The organism is Lactobacillus johnsonii, assembly GCF_013487865.1.
Lineage (GTDB): Bacteria > Bacillota > Bacilli > Lactobacillales > Lactobacillaceae > Lactobacillus > Lactobacillus johnsonii_A.
In genome coordinates this window covers 1,201,450-1,225,221 of the sequence record NZ_CP047409.1, presented here as the reverse complement: position 1 = coordinate 1,225,221, position 23,772 = coordinate 1,201,450, and the positions used below count along the sequence as shown (strand labels likewise).

Here is a 23,772-nt window from a genome sequence, read left to right as displayed (position 1 = left end):
AGGTGGAAAGTTTGAAAAAGATTCTTCAAATTGGAATGACGTCTAACTATGGTGGAATTGAATCTTTTATTATGAATGTATATAGAAATATTGATCGTAATAAATTTCAATTTGATTTTGTAAACATGGAAACTGGTGGAAAAGCTTTGGCCTATTCGGACGAAATAAAAAGTTTAGGTGGAAAGATTTATAACATACCAGGAAGACGAGAAAATTTAAAAGCAAATAGAAATCAATTAAAGAAGATAATCGAAGAAAATAATTATAACTTTGTTCATAATAACGTTTTAACTTGGAGTTATTCCGATGGTATTATATTGCCATTAAAGTATTCTAACTCTAAAGTAATTGTGCATTCTCATAATTCGTATATGAATCCAGGAATGTATGCACGCAGAGTTTTAAACTTTGTCAATAGAAGACTTAATTATAGAAATGATATAATCCGCCTTTCTTGTAGTGAAGGTGCTACTAGATGGCTATTTAGAAATCGTTCGGCCGTAGTAATTCCTAATGGGATTGAGACGAAAGACTATAGTTTTAATCCTATAATTAGAGACAAATATAGAAGAAAGTTCAATGTAGAGAATAAAAACGTTTTTTTACATGTAGGAAGATTATCTCATCAAAAGAATCATGACTTTTTATTTAGATGGTTCAAAGAAATTCTAAAAAAAGATTCGAATTCAATTTTATTTTTGGTGGGAGATGGTGAACTAAGAGAAAAGCTACAGCAAAAAGCAAAAGAATTAGATATTTCATCACATGTTAAATTCTTAGGAATAAGAAATGACGTTAAAAATTTAATGTTTATGAGTGATGCATTTCTATTTCCATCGCGTTATGAGGGGTTGGGAATTGTTCTTATTGAAGCTCAAGCAACGGGTTTACAATGTATCGCAAGTAATAATATCGAGCCAGAGGCAAAAGTAACTAATCAAATTAAAACCATTGATATTACTGCTTCACCTGAGAAATATGTTGATTTAGCGTTAAAAGGTGTTGAAGAATCACGTAAATCTAACCGTATAAAGTCATATGAGGAAGTGCAAAAAGCTGGCTATGATATTAGTAATACTGTAGAAATATTAGAGGGGATTTATTCAAAGTGACCGCGAAGAAACTATTAATTGTTGGGGACTTTATTAGTGGAAGTGGTTTGACTCAGTTTATATTCAATATGTTTCCTCATTTTGATGTTAATAAATATAATATTCAATGTGTAGGATATGGAATTGATTCAAAACAAGAAACAAATAAAACATGTGATGACTTAGGGTGGCGATTAGAAAGGGTAGTACCTATAACAAAACGGCCATTAGCACATGTGAAATGGTGGAAAAACTTTCTAAAAAATAATGATTTTGACATTATATATTTTAACTATTCGTCTTCGTGGAATTATTTTCCTGTCAAATATGCAAAACGCTATACAAATGCACAAATAATTTGTCATTCTCATAATGCATATTATAGTCATGTTTTTAAAAATAAAATTTTAATGTATTTCCTGAATGTAATGAATAATAGAGGAAAAAAACTTCTTAATAATATGGCTGATGTAAAATTAGCTACTTCTAAAGATTCTGCATTATGGATGTTTAATACATTAAAAGACGTAACTGTTATAGATAATGGAATTGAATTAGATAATTTTAAATTTGATGCGAAAGCACGTAAAGAACTTAGAGCTGAGTTAAATATATCTTTAAATGAAAGATTAATTGGATTTGCCGGTGTTTTACAAGAAAGAAAGAACCCTATTTTTGCTTTACAAGTTTTTTCAGAATACCTTAAGAGCAATCCTAATAGTACATTCTTAATGATCGGTAATGGCCCGATGAAGAGTGAAATTGTGAGAATAGCCGATGAATTAGGAATTAAGAAAAAAGTTAAGTTTATAACCTACACTAATAAATTAAATAAATGGTATTCGGCCATGGACGTACTTTTATTTCCAAGTTTATATGAAGGATTTGGTCTTGTTCCATTAGAGGCACAGGTAAGTGCTTTGTCTGTCCTTGCTTCTAGTAATGTGGCACCACAAGTGTTTGTAACACAAAATATTAAACGAATTACTGGGTATGACAAGGATAATTGGGTTAAGAATTTAAGCACTATAAAATTTAAAACAAATGAGGAAAGATCATCACTTGATTCGTCTTTAAATAAATTTGATGTGAAGAAACAGGCAAGTCAAATATCTAGTTTGCTAGAAAGTGAAAAGTGATAATTAATGAAAGTTATGCATTTTACGGCTGGTTTTATTAACGGTGGAGTAGAGCAAGTTTTATTAAATTATACTGGTAAGTTAAATAAAGATTATGATGTAAAGGAATCAATAGTTTATCTACATACTGCAGATTCAGCAAAAAAGAAAATGTCGGAAGAATTGGGGAATAAAATGTATCAAATTCCGGCTCGAAGAGAAAGTCTTTGGGGAAATATAAAATCAACTTACCAACTTATAAAAAAAGAAAAACCTGACGTTGTACATAGTCATATGAGCCTGATGAATTTCTTTCCACTAACTATTGCAAAAATTTTGGGTGTTCCAGTTCGTGTGTCCCATTCTCATTTAGCCCTAAATGATAGTGATTCTGTTAAAGATAGGATCTATAAGAAATTAACTAGTTGGTCAGCCAACGAATTAGTAGCGTGTGGTGAAGAGGCTGGAAAATATCTCTACGGAAATCAAAAATTTAATATCTTGTTTAATGCAATTGATCAGAGTAAATATCAATTTAATCAATCTGCAAGAGAAGAAATAAGAAAAAAGTATCATATTCCAGAGAAATCATTTTTAATTGGAAACATTGGACGAGTGGTTGAACAAAAAAATCAAAAATTTCTTGTTGAAATATTTGATAAATTTTATGATGAGTATCCCGAGAGTTACTTAATGATTATTGGAAAGGGCGAGAAGAATCAGCCTGATGAACAAGAATTAGAAAAGTACATTAAATCAAAGAAAAGTGCAGATCATATCATTAGAGTACGTGGTGTAAAAAGTACTGAAAAGTTTTATTCTGCATTTGATGTATTTGCTATGCCTTCTCTTTATGAAGGCTTGCCAGTAGTAGCAATAGAAGCTCAAGCATCTGGTATACCAACAATACTATCTAAAAACATAGATCCTTCAGTTATATATTCTGATAAAGTAAAACTACTCTCAATAGATGAGGGAGTAAATCCGTGGATTAATGAATTTCAATCTTGGAAAAAACAGGATTTTGATCGTAGTTTTAGGGGAAACGATAATTATAATATTAATGTTCAAAATAAGAAACTATATGACTGGTATTATTCATGGATAAACAAATATAAGTAAAGATGAGTAGGAGTAATATGAAAAATAAAAAAAGCGTTGATTGTGTAGTTGTAACCTTTAATAGATTAGATTTATTAAAAGAATGTGTTGAAGCCATTGAGAGTCAAACCTATCCAATAGAACATTTTTTTATTATAGATAATTGTTCTACTGATAATACTTGGGAATATTTACAATCTATTAAAAGTGAAAAAATAGTTCCTATACATCTAGAAAAAAATCTAGGAGGAGCTGGTGGTTTTAACGCCGGTTTAAAAACTTTTATTAATAAAAGTCACGCAGACTATGTTTGGATTATGGATGATGATACTATCCCAACCTCAACTGCTTTAGAAAAATTAATTGATAAATCAAATATTTCTTCTCATCTTGGATTTTTATGTAGTAATGTACGTTGGCAAGACAATAGTGTAGCTGTTATGAATATTCCAAGTCCAGATAAAGAATGGAATAAATATAGTGATCAAGGTGTAACGAAAGTTAAATCAGCATCTTTTGTATCCATTATGTTTCCTAGAAATGTAGTAAAAAAGGTAGGATACCCAATTACTGATTTCTTTATTTGGGGCGATGATGTTGAATATACTCTTAGAATTACGCATGATTATCATTTAGATGGATTTATGGTTAATGACTCTTTAGTAGAGCATAAAATAAAGCAAAATATTGCTACGGATTTGGTTAAAGAAGAGAGCTTGGGTCGTGTAAAACGTTACTATTTGGCACAGCGTAATACAATTTTTTATCTTAAGAAACATAGTACAAAAAAAGAAGTATTTAAAGCAACCGTACGTCAAGGGGTAAAGGTACCAATTAAAGCTTTAATCAAGTCTAAAGACCATAGATTTTATAGAGCTTGGATATCAGTAAAAGGTACAGCAGCGGGATTATTTTTTAATCCAAAAATAGAAAAGGTAGAAAAATAATGATATTTTTAGCTTTATCGTTAGTATTATTAACTTTATTAGCCTACTATCTAAATAATCGATCATTAGTTTCACCATCAATTCTTTTTTGTGGCGGCATGACTATAGCGTCTTTTATTGCTTGGATTAATCAAATAGCTTGGAATCTTGAGTTGGATATAAGAACGTTCTTAGTTATTACCTTAGGTGCGTTAGAATTTATAATAGTAGGATACGTTGTAAATTTTATTTTCAACACTATATCAAGTGGGACTCGAGCAAAAAAAATAGCCCCTTATAAAGTAATTCCCGAATATGTTGATAAAAGATTTACAAGTATCCTTTTTATACAATTAGTAATATTATGTTTAGCAGTATTTACAATCAGGCGAGCTACAGGTATCTCAAATTTAATGACTGCTATCAATTATATTAACTATGTTCAGAATGGATTTATAAAAGGACAAATAAATTTACCAGGTTATTTTGGGCTTATTCTTCTTTTTAATAGTTCGGCTGGAATGATGGCTGGATATGTTTTTCTAGAAAATATAATAGTAAAGCGAAAATTTAATTTAATTTTGTTTTTTAATTTACTTTTGGGTCTCGCAACACCACTATTAACAGGAGCTCGAGGCGATAGTATTGTATTTTTAATTGCTTTGACTATTTTAGGATACTTTATAGTTAAAGAACAACATAACTGGAATTCAGCAAATACAAAATATGTTGTCTTAGGTGTTATAGGGGCAATTTTATTTGTTTTTGTCTTTGAATGGTCCGCTAGCTTAGTGGGAAGAAATATGGAGAATAGTAATCTAGGAGAATATATTTCTACCTATATGGGAGCAGAAATTGCTAATTTAAATGAATTTATAAAAAATCGTTCATTTCCAATAAAAGGGGAAATTTTTGGACAACAGACTTTTGTAACAATTTTGCCAACTTTATCACGAGTATTTCGATTTGCTTTGCCAGAATATAAATTGGATATACCGTTTCAAATTTTAAATGGTCATAATACTGGTAACGTAGCAACTATGTTTTATTCTTGGCTATATGATTTTGGATATATGGGAATAGGAATTCTAACTATTGTAGTTAGTGGTGTTGGGGAAGTATGTTATAAGTTTGCAAAGCAAAGCAATGGTTTTGGAATTATGAAATTAGTTTATAGTTATATAGGTGCCTTAATTGCTTTGTCTTTCTTCTCTAATAGATTTTTTGAAAACCTAAACGTAAATTTTTTGTATATGATAATCTCATGGATAGTATTAAAATATATTTTATTTAGACGGGGGAAAAACGCATGAATTATTTAGTTGTAGGATCAGGCTTATTTGGTGCAGTATTTGCTCATGAAGCAGCAAAACGTGGTAATAAAGTTACTGTAATTGAACAACGGGATCACTTGGCAGGAAACATTTACACTAAAGAAGTTGATGGGATTCAAGTTCATCAATATGGAGCACATATTTTTCATACCTCAAATAAAGAGGTTTGGGATTATGTACAACAATTTGCTGAATTTAATCGATACACAAATGCACCCGTAGCTAATTATTATGGTAAAATGTACAATTTGCCATTTAATATGAATACTTTTAGTGAAATGTGGGGAGTAAGGACCCCTCAAGAAGCTCTTGAAAAAATCAATGAACAACGTCAAGAAATGGCAGGAAAAGAGCCACAAAATCTTGAAGAACAAGCTATTTCGTTGATTGGACGCGATATCTATGAAAAGTTAATCAAAGGCTACACTGAAAAACAATGGGGCAGAAAAGCAACTGAATTACCAGCATTCATTATTAAACGCTTACCAGTTCGATTAACTTATGATAATAACTACTTCAACGATGATTATCAAGGAATTCCTAAGGGTGGATACACTCAAATTGTTGAAAAAATGCTTGATAATGAAAACATTGAAGTTAAGTTAAATACTGATTTCTTTGATAATAAAGATGAATATTTAAAAAAATTTGATAAGATTGTTTACACGGGAATGATTGATAAGTTTTTTGATTATAAGTTAGGCGAATTAGAATATCGTTCACTTCATTTTGAAACTGAAGAAAGAGATGTTGATAATTACCAAGGTAATGCAGTAATTAATTATACTGATGCAGAAACTCCATATACTCGTGTAATTGAACATAAACATTTTGAATTTGGTAAAGGCGATAAAAATAAAACAATTATCACACGTGAATATCCAGCTGATTGGAAACGTGGAGATGAACCATATTACCCAGTTAACAATGAAAGAAATAATACTTTGTATGAACAATACAGAGACTTAGCTGAAAAAGAAAATGACAAAGTTGTTTTTGGGGGTCGTTTAGGTCAATACAAGTACTATAATATGGATCAAGTAATTGCAGCTGCTTTAGAATCTGTAAAAGGTGAATTTGAAAAATAAAATGGGAAAACATGCGTATCTAATAATTGCTAATCGAAATCCTAACCAGTTAGCAACTTTAATAGCAACCTTAGATGATTCTAGAAATGATATTTTTATTTTATTAGATAAGAAATCTACAAGTATCTTTCCAGCAGTCTATAAAGCAACCTATGCTACTGTAACGATGATTGATCCAATAAATATATTTTGGGGAGATTATTCTCAAATTGAAGCAGAGCTAGCACTTTTTAAAGCTGCAAATAATGGCCATTATGATTATTATCATTTACTTTCCGGTCTTGATTTACCGTTAGCTAATCAAGATCAAATACATGATTTTTTTGATAAAAATCTAAATAAAGAGTTTATTACATACAGTGGAGCTTTAAATCCAAAAGAGTTATCAGTGAGACTTCATAATTATCATTTTCCTAATACTTTTAGAACCGATAATAAATTTAAAGGTCTCTATCATAGAATAGAAACAAAACTATACTCTAAAATGCCACAGCGAAGAATTAATATTGATAAAATTAGTTTTGGCTCAAATTGGGTATCACTAGATAATGAGCTTGTCTCAGACTTAGTAGATAATGAAGATTTAATTTATCACTTATTCCATAATGGATTTTTAGTGGATGAATTATTTATTCCAGTATTTATTAATCTATTTCCAAAATATAAAAAACGAGTATATGACTCAACTAAAGTTAGTGATAAACCAGATGAGTTTCAAGGAAATTTACGTTATATAAACTGGTGGGATGGTAGTCCCTATACTTGGCGATTGAAAGACTATGATATGCTTCAACAAGCTAAGAAAAAAAGGCATCTTTTTTCTCGCAAATTTGATGAAAATATTGATAGCGATATTATAAAAAAGGTAGTAAACAATAATTTAAGCAGTTAATATGAAGGTTATAAAAAATTATCTATATAATGTAGGATATCAAGTTCTTGCAATTATTGTTCCACTAATAACTTCTGCTTATGTAAGTAGAGTCTTACGACCAGAAGGTGTAGGGGCAAATTCATTTACAAATTCCATTATTCAGTATTTTATTTTAATCGCAAATATGGGAATTGGTTTTTATGGAAACCGACAAATAGCTTATGTACGTGAAAATAGAGTTCAAATGTCACAAACCTTTTGGGAAATTCAAATTGTAAAAACAATAATGACTCTATATGCATTCGTAGCATTTGAAGTATTTATGATTTTTTATACTCGTCAACCTGAGTATATGTGGGCACAATCTATTAACTTAATTGCGGTGGCGTTAGATATTTCATGGTTTTATGAAGGTATAGAAGATTTTAAGGTTACTGTGTTGAAAAACTCCTTTGTAAAAATAATTTCGATGATTGCTATTTTTATTTTTATTAAGGGGCCTGATGATGTAACCCTCTATATCATTGTCTTGGCGCTATCTACTTTGCTAGGTAACTTGACATTGTGGCCTAATATTCGACGTGACTTAAGTAGAACAGATTGGAAAATATTAAACCCATGGCAACATTTTTTACCAATGTTGGAACTATTTATTCCCCAAATTGCAACTCAAGTCTATGTTCAACTCAATAAAACAATGCTCGGAGTTATGGTAAATGAAACAGCATCAGGATATTATCAGTATTCCGATAATTTAGTAAAGTTAATTTTGGCACTTGTAACTGCCACGGGGACTGTAATGTTGCCTCATGTGGCGAATGCAGTTTCTCATGGGAATATGGAAAAAGTAAATAAGATGCTCTATAAGTCTTTCAATTTTGTTTCTGCTATTTCATACCCTATGATGTTTGGATTAGCTGCTATTTCCTTGACATTAGCTCCAAAATATTATGGTCCAGGATATGGTCCAGTTGGACCAGCAATGATGATTGAATCTATTGTGATTTTAATCATTGCATGGAGTAATGTAATTGGAGTTCAATATTTGCTTCCTATCCATAGACAAAAGCAATTTACATGGTCTGTCACCTTAGGAGCGATTGTAAATCTAATCTTAAATGTACCTCTTATTAAAATGTGGGGGCTAAATGGGGCTATGTGGTCAACAGTCATATCAGAAATAGCTGTAACATTCTATCAAATGTGGGCTGTTAGGGATCTTCTAAATTTTAAAGAGCTATTTTTAGACTCTTGGAAGTGTTGTGTAGCAGGGATATTAATGTTTATTCCAGTCTTTTGGATGAATTTACATTTACCTCAATCATGGTTAATGCTAGGTATTGAAGTTCTTATTGGAATTTTGATTTATGGAGTAGCTATTTGGATATTGAAAGCTTCAATACTTAACGAAGGTAGACAGGTAATAAAGGAAAAGATACATAAATAAGATGAAAAAAAGACAATCAAATTTTGAACTGTTACGTATAATATGCATGTTTTTAATCGTTGCTGGTCATGTTACATGGCAAACTAAGTTTTCTTATGATGAATTAAATTTGGTTCATCGAGTATCTATTCAAAGTTTATGGATGGGTGGAGAACTAGGTGTATGGGGGTTTACCCTAATTTCAGCTTATTTTTTAAGTGGATCACATTTTAAAATAAAATCTCTGAAAAAGATCTGGGGAATTACCTTATTTTATTCAATATCTATTTACTTATTATTAGTGATTTTCCATGTTATTCCAATCAATCCTAAAGATGCACTTAAATCATTTCTACCAGTTTTAACAGGAAATTATTGGTATGTTTCTGCTTATATTGGTATGTATATTTTAGTGCCATATATGAATATTGTAATTGAACATTTGGATAAAAAAGAATATCAAAAGCTTCTTTTACTTCTATTTATTATGTTTTCTTTACTTCCTTATTTAAAGAATATTACAGTAGTAACTAACAATAATTCTGTAATTAATTTAGTTTATATTTATTTTGTAGGAGGATATCTAAGAAAATATTCTTCTGATTTTACAAAAGAAAATCAAAAATATTATATTTTAATATTTTTAGGATCACTAATTTTAATGTTGAGCTCTATAGTTGTACTAGATTTGATTAGACCTAAGTCATGGTTTGCATTTTTGACTACATCAAGTCCTTTAGAAGCTATAGCTGGTGTATCGCTCTTCTTGATTGCTAAAAACACCTCTATTTCTTATAACGAAATAATAAATAAAATTGCTGCATCTACGTTTGCTGTATATTTAATTCACTGTCAAGCTATTTTTCTACCAATTTTATGGGATAAGATTGTTCATGCACAGCAATGGCAAACGATTCCATATACGGCAGGATATGAATTGTTAGTTGCATGCGTTATTTATTGCACAGCAACTCTAATTGATTTTACTAGACTATATATTTTACACTTATGGTCAAAAATAAAAGTTAGATTTGGTTAAAAAGAAAGAAATACGAACAATATGAAAAAAGTTGGAGACTCAAAGTCTGAATTATTACGTATTGTTTCCATAGTATTTATTGTTATTTCCCATTATTCGTTATGGGGGGAAGGAAATCTATAGATATAAATATTTAATTTATCAACCTTTAGGATAAATTTGTGTTTGTGTATTTGTATTTATTTCAGGTTACTTTTTATCGTCACGTGTTTTGAGTGCAAAGGATGGCTGGCACAGAGCAAAAAAATTATGGATAAAAACTTTAATTTATTCATGGCTAATATTTGTAGTTGTTATTAGCATAACAGGATTAAAAAAATTATCTATTACTAAAATCTTAACAGCAAATTTTTCAGTTGTTTTTGGTGAATATTGGTTTATTACTGGATGCTATTTATTCCACTTTTAAATCGAATGCTTACGTCCTTAAATAAAAATGAACTTAAATATTACATTGAAATAATTGCATTTATTTCTACGGTCTTACCATTGTTTGTTAAAAGTCTTAGTCCATTTGGAGATATGAATTCGGCATCAGTTTTAATAACAGTTTATTTAATAGCTGGCTATATGAAAAAATATGATATAAAATTAAGTAAATTTATATCATGGGGCATATTTGTAGGTGGACTTATCCTTGAATTTAATCTCAATTATGGTATTAAGAAATCATGGTGATAAAATGATGCATTTTACTTATGGTATCATTCCAATGGTTTCTGCTTTTGGATTATTTAATATAGATATTTCGATGAAGAGCTTTTATAATAAGTTTATTAACTATATTGCATCATCGGTTTTGGCAGCATATCTCATTACAGAAGATCCATTTATAAGAATGTGGTTATGGAATGACTTTCTTCATGTTTCTAAGTTGCAGAACTATAATTATCTTTTCTTTCTTTTGTATGGAATAGTTATTTCCATATTGTTAGTTATAGTATGTTGCTTAATAGATAAAATATATGAACAAATTGAAAAAAAAGATTGTAGCAAAATAAGTATATGGAAAACTAGTTCCTAAACTACTAAAAAAGAGATGATCTTCGTTATGAAGAGTATCTCTTTTTCAATACACTTTAGTTTTTGACGCTTATTGTCTTTATCTGCATGAATTTAGAAAAAATACCGTAAGCGTCAAAAACTGAAGTACCTATCTTCTCCTTTGCTTTCGTCCTATACTTGTCTTATCAATTTTGAGGAGGCAAATTTTATGAACGATAAACACGATATTGTACCTTTAACAGATAAAACTAAGTTTCCAAAACGAAATAGTCGTAATACTCTGATGCTAAGTATTAAAAATAAAGATTTAGAGCTAAATTTTTATAGGTCTCTAGATTCTAAAATAATGATCGAAATTCTAGAAAAAGTCTTGCCATGATTAATCTTTACGATCTCGGTCAAGTATATATTGTTTGCGGCAAGACTGATATGAGAAAAGGCATTGATACCTTAGCTTATTTAGTTAAAGAGAATTTTGAACTTGATCCTTTTTCTGGTAAAGTGTTTCTCTTTTGTGGCGGGAAACAAGATAGATTTAAAGCTTTATATTGGGACGGACAAGGATATTGGCTGCTCTACAAAAGATTTGAAAATGGTAAGATGAACTGGCCTAAGAATCAAGATGAGGTAAAAGCACTAACTTCTGAACAAGTTGATTGGTTATGCAGGGCTTCTCTATTACGCCAAAAATAAATGATGCCAAGGCACGTAATTTCTATTGATTTTACGTGCTTTTTTGATATCCTTATGTTTAACGAAATCTAGGAGGGCTTACAAATGACTGAAGCAGAATCAAAAGAAATTATTAAAAGTTTAACAACAACTATTAATAACTTAAATGAAGAAATAGCCCTTCTCAGAGAACAAGTAGCGTACTTAACGCAAAAGAGATACGGTAAATCTTCTGAACAGATGCCACTATCTGGTCAAACCAGTTTGTTTGAAGAAGATCAAATTAGTGAAGATGATGATCTTCCCAGGAGAAGAGCCAGAAGAAACTATTATCTATAAGAGAAGTAAACATAAAGCTAAAAGAGAAGCTATTCTATCAGCTTTTCCTTCAGAAGAAGTACATCATAAACTATCTGAAGCAGAACAAATCTGTTCAGATTGCCAACATGAATTAAAAGAAATTGGCTCCTGGACTGTAAGAAAAGAATTAGTCTTTATTCCTGCACAAATTAAGCGGCTCGATCATATACAGCATGCTTACAAGTGTAAACATTGCAGCTTAAATAATGAAAGAGACAAAATTATTAAAGCACCTATTCCTAAGGCTCCTTTAGCCCATAGTTATGGTTCAAGTTCAATTATTGCTCATAGTATTTACCAAAAGTATGAGTTAAAAATACCAGCTTACCGTCAAAAGAACGACTGGCAAAAGCTAGGCTTGCCTATTCAAAGACAAGATCTAGTTAACTGGCAAATGAAGTGCAGTGAATATTACTTCAAACCGCTTTATGACTTATTGAAGGAAAGACTTCTGCAACAGGAGATTCTTCATGCAGATGAAACCAGTTATCGAGTACTTGAAAGTGAAACTATTAAAACTTACTATTGGACTTTCTTATCAGGCAAACAAGAAAAGAAACCAATAATTCTTTATCATCATGACCCACACCGCAGCGGTAAAGTTGCGATAGACTTTTTAGGCAATTTTTCCGGGTATCTTCACTGTGATATGTGGCAAGATTATAAGCCATTATCTAGCACAACGCTAGTTGGCTGCTGGGCACATGTTAGAAGAAAGTTTAAAGAAGCAATGCCACCTACTAATAAGGGAAAGTCTCTGTCTAAACAAGGGGTTCACTATTGTAATAGGATGTTTACCTTAGAGAGGTCATGGGAGAAGCTATCTAATGAAGAACGATATCAAAGACGACAAAAAGAACTAAAGCCTTTATTTGAAGGATTCTTCGACTGGTGTCGAAATAATCAACCGATGGTTTTACCAGGATCCAAGCTTGGTAAAGCGATTGCTTATGCACTGAATCATGAAGAGACCTTCAAGAATGTCTTGCTTGATAGCAAACTGGTTATTCTCACAAAGCTTTGAAGGTGCACAATCATCAGCTATAATTTTGAGTTTAATTGAGACAGCCAAAAGAAATAGCCTTGATCCAGAAAAATATATTGAATACTTACTAGATAAATTACCAAATGAAGATACTCTGACAGATAAAGAAGCACTGTCAGCTTATTTACCATGGACAAAAGAAGTTCAGAAAGTATGTAAAACATAAAGCGGCCTAGCAGATACACTCTGTATCAAAGCTAGACCGCTTTTTCAATATACTTCAGTTTTTGACGCTTACGAATTAAAAAACAGCATTTTTTTATTTTATCCTCTTGAGGGTGACGTAACGTAATGTTATATACTTCATATGAACTCAAAAATTTGGAGGATAAATATGAAAGTTATTGTTACTGGTGGTGCCGGTTTTATCGGTTCAAACTTTGTTTTTTACATGTTAAAGAAGCATCCTGATTATAAAATTATCTGTTTAGATAGTTTAACTTATGCAGGTAACTTATCTACTTTAAAGGATGTTATGGATAACCCTAACTTCAAGTTCGTTAAGTTAGATATTCGTGACCGTGAAGGTGTTTACAAGTTATTCGAAGAAGAAAAGCCTGATGTAGTAGTTAACTTTGCTGCTGAAAGTCACGTTGATCGTTCTATTGAAAATCCAGAAATTTTCTTGGAAACTAACATTATCGGTACTTCTGTCTTAATGGATGCTTGCCGTAAATACGGTATCAAGCGTTTCCACCAAGTTTCAACTGACGAGGTTTACGGTGATTTACCATTAGATCGTCCAGATCTTTTCTTCCACGAAGATACTCCACTTCATACTTCAAGTCCTTACTCATCAAGTAAGGCTAGTGCAGACTTGTTAGTTGGTGCATATGGCAGAACTTTCAACTTGCCAGTAACCATCTCACGTTGTTCTAACAACTATGGTCCATATCAATTCCCAGAAAAATTGATTCCATTGATGATTCAAAGGGCATTAAACAATGAAAAATTACCAGTTTACGGTGATGGTAAGAACGTTCGTGACTGGCTTTACGTTGAAGATCACTGCAACGCAATTGACCTTATCTTAGAAAATGGTAAGCCTGGTGAAGTTTACAACATTGGTGGTCACAACGAAATGGCTAACATTGATATTGTTAAACTTATCTGTGATTACTTAGACAAGCCATACTCATTAATTGAACACGTTACTGACCGTAAGGGTCATGACCGTCGTTACGCTATCGACCCAGAAAAGATTCACAACGAATTAGGCTGGCTTCCAGAAACAATGTTCAAAGATGGTATCAAGAAGACCATTCAATGGTACCTTGACAACAAAGACTGGTGGGAAAACATCATTTCTGGTGATTACCAAAACTATTACGACGAAATGTACGGTAAGAAGCAAGTTTTAGATAAGGACTAATTCAGCATGAAGGGAATTATTTTAGCAGGCGGTTCAGGTACTCGTTTATATCCATTGACTTTAGTAACTAGTAAACAATTATTGCCAGTTTACGACAAACCAATGCTTTATTACCCATTATCTACTTTAATGTTAGCCGGTATTAAAGATATTTTAGTTATCTCTACTCCAGCTGACACTCCACGTTTTAAGGAACTATTAGGTGATGGTTCACAATTTGGTATTAACCTTTCTTACAAGGTTCAACCAAGTCCAGATGGTTTGGCTCAAGCATTTACATTAGGTGAAGATTTCATTAATGGTGAAGCATGTGCCATGGTTTTAGGTGATAATATTTTCTACGGTAATGGTTTTACTGATTTACTTAAGAATGCTGCTGAAGATGCCCAAAAGGGTAAGGCAACTGTATTTGGTTACTACGTAAATGATCCAGAACGTTTTGGTGTTATTGGTTTTGATAAAAATGATAAAGTTGTATCTATCGAAGAAAAACCCGAACAACCTAAGAGTAACTATGCTGTTACTGGTCTTTACTTCTACCCAGCTGGTGTAAGTGAAAAGGCTGCTCAAGTGAAGCCAGGTGCACGTGGGGAAGTAGAAATTACTAGTCTAAACGATATGTACTTACAAGACGATAACTTAGGTGTACAGCTTTTGGGTCGTGGTTATGCATGGCTTGATACTGGTACAATGCAAAGTTTAGTTGACGCTTCTAACTACGTTAAGATGATTGAAGAACGTCAAGGCGTTTCTGTTTCAGCTCCAGAAGAAATTGCTTATATTCACGGCTGGATTGACAAGGATCAACTTTTAGAAGCAGCTAAGCACTATGGCAAGAGCCCATATGGTAAACACTTAAAGGCTGTTGCTGAAGGTAAAGTTCGTTACTAAAATTTTTAATTAAGAAAGAAGCTTTTAAAATGGGACAAATTAAAGTTGAAAAAAATGTTGGTGGAATTGAAGGTTTAGCAGTTATCACTCCAACTGTTCACGGTGATGACCGTGGTTACTTCATGGAAACTTTTAACCAAAGAGATATGATGGATGCTGGCTTCAGCATTAACTTCGTTCAAGATAACCAATCAAGTTCAACTAAGGGTGTACTTCGTGGTTTACACTTCCAAAAGAAATACCCACAAATCAAGTTGGTTCGTGCTGTTCGTGGTAGCGTATTTGACGTTGCTGTTGACCTTCGTAGCGACTCAAAGACTTACGGTAAGTGGTACGGGGTTGAATTAACTGCTGAAAACAAGAAACAATTCTTGATCCCACAAGGTTTTGCTCATGGTTTCCTTGTTTTAAGTGATGAAGCAGAATTCTGTTACAAAGTTAACGATTTCTGGCACCCAAACGATGAAGGTGGTATGGCTTGGAACGATCCTGAAATTGGTATCGAATGGCCACATCTTAAGGGTGATTACCCAGGCAGTCCAGATGCTAGTGGCTACACTCTTGATGATGGTACTAAGCTTACTTTATCTGACCGTGATCAAGAATGGAAAGGCTTAAAGGATACTTTTAAGTTTTAATTAGTGAGGTAAATTAATGAAAGTTTTTGTAACTGGCGTTAATGGTCAACTTGGCCATGACGTAATGAATGAACTTGCTAAACGTGGTTATGAAGGTGTGGGATCAGACTTAGCACCTGAATATGCTGGTGTTGCTGATGGCACAGCTGTGACTAAAGCTCCATACGTTTCTTTAGATATTACCGATGCAGACGCAGTAGGCAAGGTTATTTCTGAAGTAAATCCTGACGTGATTATTCACTGTGCTGCTTGGACTGCAGTTGACATGGCTGAAGATGATGACAAGGTAGCTGCTGTTCGCAAAGTTAACGTTGATGGAACTCAAAACATTGCTAATGTTGCTAAAAAGCTAGATGCCCCAATGGTTTACTTATCAACTGACTACGTCTTTGATGGTCAAGGAACTACTCCTTGGGAACCTGACTTTAAGGGTTACAAGCCATTAAATGTTTACGGTGAAACTAAGCTTGGTGGAGAAGAAGCTGTTGCTAATACCTTGGACAAGTACTTCATCGTTCGTATTGCTTGGGTATTTGGTGTAAACGGATCTAACTTTATTAAGACAATGCTTAAAGTTGGTTCAAACCATGATGAAGTTAAAGTTGTTAGCGACCAAGTAGGTACACCAACTTATACTTTTGATTTAGCTCGTTTATTGGTAGACATGATTGAAACTGATAAGTACGGCTACTACCATGCAACTAATGCGGAATTACCAGCAAGTGAAGGCGACCATGACGAAAATGGTACTAAGACTGGCTATATTTCTTGGTACGATTTCACTAAAGAAATCTATCGTCAAGCAGGCTACAAGACTAAGGTTACTCCCGTAACTACTGAAGAATATGGCTTATCAAAGGCTGTTCGTCCGTTTAACTCTCGTTTAGATAAGAGTAAGTTAGAAGAAGACGGCTTTAAGCCACTTCCAACTTGGCCAGACGCTATCAGCCGCTATTTAGACATTTTAAAGGCTGACGGCTTCTTTGATGAGTTGGGGAAGTAAGTTTTTAACTAAATAATACCGAATGAAAGATCAAGCAATTTTTGCTTGGTCTTTTTTGGTGGGGAAATGATAATACAACAAATTGAATGAATTTTGTCTCATAAATAGACAATAAGTTAAAAAAAGACATAAAAACACGACAAACCAGTACTACATTCAAAGTAAAGGAAGATATAAAATATAATTACTAAATAAGAAAAAGGATAGACGACTATAGAATGAATGTTTCAGAGATAAATGAAGTGATGGGAAAAAATTTATATAGAATAAGAAAAGTTCGAGGGTTAACTCAGAAGACTTTAGGATCAAAAGTCGGGGTTGGTGCTGCAACTATTGGAAATTATGAGCGCGGAATTCGATATATTCCCGGGTACCTTATTCATGGATTAGCTCTAGCATTGAATGTTCCGGAACAGTTTTTAGTTAGTGAATTACCTGACGATATTAAAAATAGTGATATCGCTAACAGTAACTCAAATGAATTATTGCGAAAAATAAGTGATAGAGATGCATGGAAGAAAGCTGAATTAAGAAAGCAAGTTCAAACAATACAATTAGTGGACAATTTATTAAGGGATGAATACTTAGAGTTGATGCTGGAAGAGGAGACAGATAGTGAGCCATTAAAAAAAGTAAAAGAAGAAATCTTTGAAATTTTTCATGAGCTAGAGTTTTTTGGAGATATAAGTCAAGAGTTTAAAAACTATGAGGATAATTTTGATCTAATTTATTGGACAGGATTATTTTTCTTTAATTTTATTGTTGGGCAACGAGAAATAGTAAAAGACAATCCATATTTTAAAAATATTAATTTTATAGAAGAAATCACAGATGTATTGACCCAGCGTAGCTATTCCGGAGAACTTATTTATTATAAATATGAGAAAAAACACTGAATAGTAATTTCGTTACGAATCAACGTGATAAATGATATAAAGTTTATAAAAGAGAGAAAATTAATGAAAGATGATCAACAAATAACGTTACAGGAATACGAGAAAAGAATTACTTTTTTGATCCATATAAAAAACAAAATAAATTATTTTTTAGAGGTCAGTTGACTAAATATGAAAATATGAATCCAACAATTGCACGAAATAAAGAAAATTTGAGTAAGGAACATCAATTTTTTGAACAGTACAAAAAGAAAGATAAGAGTGATTTTCAAAATCTTGCTTACCAACAGCACAATGGGGGATTAACACGAATATTAGATATGACTACTGATCCATTAGTAGCTTTGTTTTTTGCAGTCAATAATAATGAGCGTGCAGATAGTAGTGTGTTTGTTTTTATTAGAGAAAATGTAAGTGCAGATAGTCTTGAGGCAAAACTAATGAGTTTCGTTCCAACAGTTAGTTCAAGAGAAGTATCTGTTATAGTAGACCAGTTTAATAAAAAGTATAATTGTTCGCTAACTATTGAGAGGGCAACTAATATACTTTCGCATGACCTGTTTATTACTCCTAATACTTTGATAGATAATGATAACGAGAGGATGAAAGAACAAAAAGGGACATTTGCATTCCCAGCAAATGAAATTAAAAATAATAAAATTGTTGGAATTAAAGATTTTAGAGATACTAAATCGTATCAAGAAATTATAATTCCTTTTGAATATCAAGAAAAAATATTTTCTGAATTGAAAGAGCGAAATTATTCTTCTGATCGTCTATATAAAGATCCGACGAAAGATAGGATAGTACCTGATTTAAAGGATGTATCAAAAGCAACAATAGTTAATTTTCATAAAGTAACAAGTGCTTATAAAAAAGAAAATGGCACAGTATTCACGCATACGCTTTTGAAAAAGAAAGAATTAGAAAAATTGGGTTATCAAATTGCTAAAGAGAGAAACGATGAGATGCTGACCCTTTGGTTTAGAAGAAAAGGCGCTCCAAGAGGAGTAAACATTTTAACTCAGTTTTGGAGCCAAGGAAATGGAAAAAGATGGTGGAACACGGGAAAAAATGTTGATCAATTTATTTTACAAGAGGATTGGAGCGATAGTTTCTATATATATCAGTTAGTATTGACTGACTCAGATAAAGTTAATAGGAAAGTTTTACCACAATCTAAAAATGCAGTTGAAGTAATTTTAGATGTAAAGCTTTTGCGTGGAAAATTACACATTAAAACTAATCTTTATGCTGGAGCGCGATTATTTATTACTGGTGAGGGATACAGTAAAACTGTAATTACACAAGAAAATTGTGATGATTACTATCTTCCTATAGATCCTTCAGTGAATAGAATGGAAGGTCAAGTGACACTTGCAACACCCTCATTACAACCAAAAGACTTTTTAGAAAAAGCAGGTATTGATTTTGAAAATTTAAAAGGTGACTTTATTAAGCGAGATAATAATATGTTAAGTTTAATTTCTGGTATTAAGGAATTTGATTGTAAGATTGAAAATGACAGTTGATTACAAAGGCATAGAGGTTTCTATAGTTTCATTAAAAAGATAAGACCTCAAGTTTATGAAATTTCAAAAATCGATGAGTAATAATACTTTAAACCACTTCTAATTATAAACCGATTTTTTAGATACTAACTTTTTTGATAAATGAAGTAGGTTCTTTTGATAGCCTACTTTTTTCAGCGTGTTAAACAAAGAAATTTTAATTTTCAATTCAATAAAGTTTATATTATATTTATATATCAAACATATGTTTGATATAATTTGAGTAAATAATTAATTAGGAAGTGCAATCATGGAAAATATTTCAACCAGGTTGGTAAATAAAAGTGTCGAAGCATTCATACTAGGTTTGGAAATATATAATAAGCCTACGATTAAATATAGGGCGGAAGGATTTGCATTTTTTATATCAAATGCATGGGAATTGATGTTAAAAGCTTATTTGGTTAATAGAGATGGACTAGAAAGTATTTATTTTAAAGATAAGCCCGATAGAACTCTTTCCTTAGAAAATTGTATAAGGAAAGTATTTACAAATAAAAATGATCCTCTTCGCCTCAATTTAGAGAGAATTATAGAGCTTAGAAATACAAGTACACACTTTATTACGGAAGACTATGAAGCAATTTATGCCCCTTTATTCCAGGCGAGTGTTTTAAATTATGCTGAAAAATTACAAGAATTTCATGGAAGAGACATTACACAAGAAGTAACTTCAAGTTTCTTAACATTAAGTTTAAATGTAGATCAGCTTTCGGATGAACGGGTAAGAGCAAAATACTCTAAAGAGACAGCAGAGCGGCTGATCAGAGAACGAAATGAAGTTCAGGGAGAGATTCAAACTGAAAATTCTAACTTTTCAATTCCTATTGAAACGCACCTACTTTTGACAAAAAGAGCAAATGATGCTGATTTAAAAGTAAAAATAGATAAAAATGCTGAAAATAGTATCGCTATAGTACGTGATATTAAAGATAGCAATTCAATTTATATTTATACCACTAAAAAAATAATAAGTCTGGTGAACAAAAAGTTAAAAGTCAAAAAGATAAAACTAATAAAAGTAATCAAAGGGGTAGAAACTGAGGGTATCTTTACAACCAACGATTTTCAACTTTTTGCAAAGTTTTACAACCTAAAACAAAATGATCAATATTGTTGTTTTTATCATATTGGAAGAAGATATGGGTATTCAATAAAAACAGTAGACTTTATAGTTGAAGAAATCATAAAGAAGCCTAAAATAATTATTCATATAAAAGAAGAATTGAATAAAAATAGAGCAAAAAAATAAAGATAACCCCAGGAGCATGAGAATTCTCGGTCGATACCTTACTCCCATTCAGGAACTCAGCTTAATCCTTCACAAGTTATCTTTGTTACCAATATTATATCAAAAATACATTTTAAATGTATATTTATTTAGTTTTTATCTAAATAAATGATATGGGTTAGAAATTACATTAATTTAAAATAGATATTTTTAAGGGTATCTATAAAAAACATAAATACTATCCTTTAACCTTAGAATGAATTAATTCTTTTTACGAACTTTACTTTTTTCCATGTTAGAGATTGAGGTTTTAATTATATAGTATAAACTTGGTTAAGATAATGGAAGCTCAGCACGATGACCAATTAGTGCTATTTGTTGGGACAGGAGTTTCTATTAATTGAGTGATACTATCATGGGAGAACCTAACTCAGAAATATGAATTTTTAATTGGATGCACAACGAAATTGTATTAGACTAGCTAGGTGAAAATTATAATTTAAAAATATACTAGATATTAATTTACTGAACAGTCAAGGGATAAAAAGATCTCTTGGCTGTTTTTGCTAAAAAAGACGTAGCTATGAATAGATCACTAAATTGCACTCCTACGGTGCAAAAGATGAATTTAATGTAAGCGGTTAATTTAATGCTATAAACATGTAAAGAGAAAAAGAAATAATTGATTATAGGAGAAATTCAAAATGAGTAAGAATATTTTATTGATTTGTGGTTCAGGTGCTTCATCAGGTTTTATGGCAGCAAATATGAGAAAAAGTGCTAGGAAGGCAGGCTTAGATTATAAAATTCAAGCTAGAAGTGAAGCAGAATTAGGAGAATACGCTGATAAAATTGATGCTTTAATGGTTGGTCCGCACTTAAAAGCAGAATTTGATGCAATAAAAATGAAGTTCCTGATAAAGTAAAGGCTATTTTGATGAAAACAGATTATTATTCAATTTTAAATAGAAAATCTGCAATTGATGATTTAAAAACACAATTGGAAAATTAAAACGGTAAATCAGAAATGAGGTAAATAAAATGAATGGCTTCATGCATTTTTTTAATACAACATTTGCACCTGGTGCTTAAAAAAGATAATTTTGTTATTAATCTGGCTTAGAAATTGGAGACTTAAATATGGAAAGTTTAAATCTTAAAAAAATCAATCGATATAGTTTAATAAATCAAATTATTCCAATAATTTATTTCATGATAATTTATTTTTTTGTAGAGACAAGATGGATCATGAATTTTATTGGTTTTTGTGTCTATACAATTTGTAGTGTAGGTATTATAACTATCTATTTTTTATTAGGAGGACACGTTATAAATTTATTCAATGGAATATATAAAAAGTGGCCTTTTGTGATTCCATGGATTTTTGGTGGCTTGGCAATGGTACTGGGACTTGGAGCATTTATTGTTGCAAAGCTAAATTACAGGAATCTTTCATTGGTATTAATCTATGGGTATATATGGTTGTTTGCAATAGATATTGTCTTATACTTATTTCCAGGATGTTTATTAGGAACCTATACATCAAAATTTATAAATGACGAAATCAGTAACTTTTATACATTATTTTCAAAAAATCCTGCATATTTTGATATAAGTTTGGTAACTGAAATATTGAAAGATCCATCAAAGTTAGAACTTTTTTACGACAAGTTGATAATGGAGAGAAAAATGGAACGAATATTATTTATAATTTAAAAGTATTAAGAGATAAGAGTATAGACGATTTTATCGATTTAAAAACAGAAATTTCATTTAGGTCAAATATAAATCTATTTTCTGAGGCCTCTTTGTTTATTACTGTAGTGAATCTTTTTATATTTAGATATTATAGTCAGATTATTTCTGTTTTTATAAAATTACTACTTGGGAAGACTGTAAATTTGTGGAAAGGTTTAGTATGCGGATTTGGGCTAGGCTTTATTTATCTTACAGTTATTGGAGCATTTTTTGCTTTTAAAAAAGAAGTCGAAAAAAGAAAATTCAAAAAAATGGAGGAATATATTAAATATGCAGATAAGGATTAGCCAATAGTAATGAGACATGGTTATTTAAACGATAGTGAAACTTATGAAATGATGTAAATGAGATGTGGTTTGATTTCGCATTTAAAATATATTAATTTGATAATTATTTTCTGTTAGCACCTTTTTGTACATAGTTGAAAATTTATTCTGTAAGATAGATAAGAATTATCTACAGCTTATTTCAAGTCTTTATGAGCAGTTTTATAGTCTGTATCCCTGTCTTCATAAATATGTAAATCGATAATGGAATTTTCACTAACTTTATTGACGAATTGCTGTATAAGGAATTTTTGGGCAAATAATAAAAGAGCACTATTTTGTAATTTATTATATTGGGAAGAACTGTATTGGACCTTTAACGCAATTTGCCATGCTGAATTAAATTTTAAGTATCGTTCAGTAAGTATAGTTTTATAGGGTGCATGTGGTCGATCGGGACATTTATTAATTGCCTGTTGAACACTCATGACAATCAAATTTGCCTCAATTTGTTGGGTAATCAATTTTTCTAAAGCATCAGTTCGTCTAGTTTGGGTAACATATGGTTGAGTATAATCAATAGATTTTAATTCATAATTTGTAAGATCACTCAGATTAAGATAATTAGGATAATTGTAATTAAAGAATGATCTAATTCGTTGTAAAGTGGCCTTTCTATTAATATTGAGGGTTGTTTTCATATTAATAATCACCTGACCTTGTATAAATTAAATTATTAAAAATAATTAAATACTCCAGTTTTTATAGAAATAAACATTTTAAATAATACTATTTTCTCTTAATTGTACATTATAGTTATTAGAAAAATGTCAATAAGAACGAGAAATGTGAAATTTAATTCAGTCATTTAAATAAGGAGATCCTTATTTTCATTGGCTTGATAACCCTTTAAGGAAAAAAGATCTAAACAGGAAAAATTATGTACCCAAAATTCATTATTGAAAATAAATTTTTGTACGGATAACGCAGTAAGTAAAAAATCTAATCCTTTTATTAAGTTTGATATTTTTTGAAATTACTGCTATAGTTAAACTGTTCTCATAGAT

23 protein-coding genes and 2 pseudogenes are annotated in these 23,772 nt (G+C 31.2%); 24 read left to right on the top strand and 1 reads right to left on the bottom strand.

Features of this window, described 5'->3' with window-relative positions:
* Window positions 1-11 precede the first annotated feature (11 nt).
* The 24 genes and pseudogenes from GTO82_RS05740 to GTO82_RS05630 all read left to right on the top strand — a co-directional run bounded on the left by GTO82_RS05740 (window position 12) and on the right by GTO82_RS05630 (window position 22,726).
* Complete coding sequence (locus tag GTO82_RS05740; protein WP_180872848.1) at window positions 12-1,112, top strand: glycosyltransferase family 1 protein; 1,101 nt, start codon at window positions 12-14, stop codon at window positions 1,110-1,112.
* Complete coding sequence (locus GTO82_RS05735) at window positions 1,109-2,230, top strand: glycosyltransferase (protein ID WP_180872847.1); 1,122 nt, start codon at window positions 1,109-1,111, stop codon at window positions 2,228-2,230. Before GTO82_RS05740 ends, GTO82_RS05735 begins: the two co-directional genes overlap by 4 nt.
* Window positions 2,231-2,236: 6 nt before the next feature.
* Complete coding sequence (locus GTO82_RS05730) at window positions 2,237-3,331, top strand: glycosyltransferase (protein WP_180872846.1); 1,095 nt, start codon at window positions 2,237-2,239, stop codon at window positions 3,329-3,331.
* Window positions 3,332-3,348: 17 nt separating this feature from the next.
* On the top strand, window positions 3,349-4,257 hold the full coding sequence (locus tag GTO82_RS05725; protein ID WP_180872845.1) for a glycosyltransferase family 2 protein: 909 nt from the start codon (window positions 3,349-3,351) through the stop codon (window positions 4,255-4,257).
* Window positions 4,257-5,549 carry an O-antigen polymerase gene (locus GTO82_RS05720; RefSeq protein WP_180872844.1) on the top strand — a complete coding sequence of 431 codons (1,293 nt, stop codon included), beginning with the start codon at window positions 4,257-4,259 and terminating at the stop codon, window positions 5,547-5,549. The genes GTO82_RS05725 and GTO82_RS05720 overlap by 1 nt, the downstream gene beginning before the upstream one ends.
* A complete protein-coding gene (gene glf / locus GTO82_RS05715; protein ID WP_180872843.1) occupies window positions 5,546-6,658 on the top strand; it encodes a UDP-galactopyranose mutase in 1,113 nt (370 codons plus the stop codon). Before GTO82_RS05720 ends, glf begins: the two co-directional genes overlap by 4 nt.
* Window positions 6,648-7,550 carry a beta-1,6-N-acetylglucosaminyltransferase gene (locus GTO82_RS05710; protein WP_260983130.1) on the top strand — a complete coding sequence of 301 codons (903 nt, stop codon included), beginning with the start codon at window positions 6,648-6,650 and terminating at the stop codon, window positions 7,548-7,550. Before glf ends, GTO82_RS05710 begins: the two co-directional genes overlap by 11 nt.
* Window position 7,551: 1 nt before the next feature.
* A complete protein-coding gene (locus tag GTO82_RS05705; RefSeq protein WP_180872842.1) occupies window positions 7,552-8,979 on the top strand; it encodes a flippase in 1,428 nt (475 codons plus the stop codon).
* Between the two features lies 1 nt (window position 8,980).
* A complete protein-coding gene (locus GTO82_RS05700; protein ID WP_180872841.1) occupies window positions 8,981-9,997 on the top strand; it encodes an acyltransferase in 1,017 nt (338 codons plus the stop codon).
* A gap of 637 nt (window positions 9,998-10,634) precedes the next feature.
* Complete coding sequence (locus tag GTO82_RS09665; RefSeq protein ID WP_222125470.1) at window positions 10,635-11,021, top strand: hypothetical protein; 387 nt, start codon at window positions 10,635-10,637, stop codon at window positions 11,019-11,021.
* A 189-nt stretch (window positions 11,022-11,210) separates the two neighbouring features.
* Complete coding sequence (locus tag GTO82_RS05695) at window positions 11,211-11,381, top strand: hypothetical protein (protein WP_180872840.1); 171 nt, start codon at window positions 11,211-11,213, stop codon at window positions 11,379-11,381.
* Window positions 11,378-11,695 carry an IS66 family insertion sequence element accessory protein TnpB gene (tnpB, locus tag GTO82_RS05690; RefSeq protein WP_260983129.1) on the top strand — a complete coding sequence of 106 codons (318 nt, stop codon included), beginning with the start codon at window positions 11,378-11,380 and terminating at the stop codon, window positions 11,693-11,695. The genes GTO82_RS05695 and tnpB overlap by 4 nt, the downstream gene beginning before the upstream one ends.
* 84 nt (window positions 11,696-11,779) lie before the next feature.
* The gene (locus GTO82_RS05685) at window positions 11,780-12,013 is read left to right on the top strand and encodes a hypothetical protein (RefSeq protein WP_095183156.1); all 234 of its coding nucleotides are present in this window, start codon (window positions 11,780-11,782) and stop codon (window positions 12,011-12,013) included.
* Window positions 11,961-13,245 (top strand): annotated as a pseudogene (tnpC, locus tag GTO82_RS05680) (IS66 family transposase). The gene GTO82_RS05685 and the pseudogene tnpC overlap by 53 nt, the downstream one beginning before the upstream one ends.
* Before the next feature lie 168 nt (window positions 13,246-13,413).
* Window positions 13,414-14,451: a dTDP-glucose 4,6-dehydratase gene (gene rfbB / locus GTO82_RS05675; RefSeq protein WP_180872839.1), complete on the top strand. Its 1,038-nt coding sequence runs from the start codon at window positions 13,414-13,416 to the stop codon at window positions 14,449-14,451.
* 6 nt (window positions 14,452-14,457) lie between these two features.
* Complete coding sequence (gene rfbA / locus GTO82_RS05670; protein WP_180872838.1) at window positions 14,458-15,342, top strand: glucose-1-phosphate thymidylyltransferase RfbA; 885 nt, start codon at window positions 14,458-14,460, stop codon at window positions 15,340-15,342.
* Between the two features lie 29 nt (window positions 15,343-15,371).
* Window positions 15,372-15,980 carry a dTDP-4-dehydrorhamnose 3,5-epimerase gene (gene rfbC / locus GTO82_RS05665; RefSeq protein WP_004897504.1) on the top strand — a complete coding sequence of 203 codons (609 nt, stop codon included), beginning with the start codon at window positions 15,372-15,374 and terminating at the stop codon, window positions 15,978-15,980.
* 16 nt (window positions 15,981-15,996) lie between these two features.
* Window positions 15,997-16,983, top strand: a complete 987-nt coding sequence (gene rfbD / locus GTO82_RS05660; protein ID WP_180872837.1) for a dTDP-4-dehydrorhamnose reductase — start codon at window positions 15,997-15,999, stop codon at window positions 16,981-16,983.
* 218 nt (window positions 16,984-17,201) lie between these two features.
* Window positions 17,202-17,879 (top strand): helix-turn-helix domain-containing protein, encoded by a 678-nt coding sequence (locus GTO82_RS05655; protein WP_180872836.1) that lies wholly within the window; start codon window positions 17,202-17,204, stop codon window positions 17,877-17,879.
* Between the two features lie 161 nt (window positions 17,880-18,040).
* Entirely contained in the window at window positions 18,041-19,411 is a 1,371-nt protein-coding gene (locus GTO82_RS05650; protein WP_180872835.1) for an FRG domain-containing protein, read from the top strand.
* 289 nt (window positions 19,412-19,700) lie between these two features.
* Window positions 19,701-20,702 (top strand): DUF3644 domain-containing protein, encoded by a 1,002-nt coding sequence (locus GTO82_RS05645; RefSeq protein WP_180872834.1) that lies wholly within the window; start codon window positions 19,701-19,703, stop codon window positions 20,700-20,702.
* A gap of 683 nt (window positions 20,703-21,385) precedes the next feature.
* Window positions 21,386-21,693, top strand: a pseudogene (locus tag GTO82_RS05640) (PTS sugar transporter subunit IIB).
* A gap of 128 nt (window positions 21,694-21,821) precedes the next feature.
* On the top strand, window positions 21,822-22,397 hold the full coding sequence (locus GTO82_RS05635; protein WP_180872832.1) for a hypothetical protein: 576 nt from the start codon (window positions 21,822-21,824) through the stop codon (window positions 22,395-22,397).
* A gap of 185 nt (window positions 22,398-22,582) precedes the next feature.
* Window positions 22,583-22,726, top strand: a complete 144-nt coding sequence (locus GTO82_RS05630; protein ID WP_180872831.1) for a hypothetical protein — start codon at window positions 22,583-22,585, stop codon at window positions 22,724-22,726.
* A 176-nt stretch (window positions 22,727-22,902) separates the two neighbouring features.
* Here GTO82_RS05630 and GTO82_RS05625 read toward each other — a convergent pair whose 3' ends face one another.
* On the bottom strand, window positions 22,903-23,406 hold the full coding sequence (locus GTO82_RS05625; RefSeq protein ID WP_127795545.1) for an ArpU family phage packaging/lysis transcriptional regulator: 504 nt from the start codon (window positions 23,404-23,406) through the stop codon (window positions 22,903-22,905).
* Window positions 23,407-23,772: the final 366 nt, after the last annotated feature.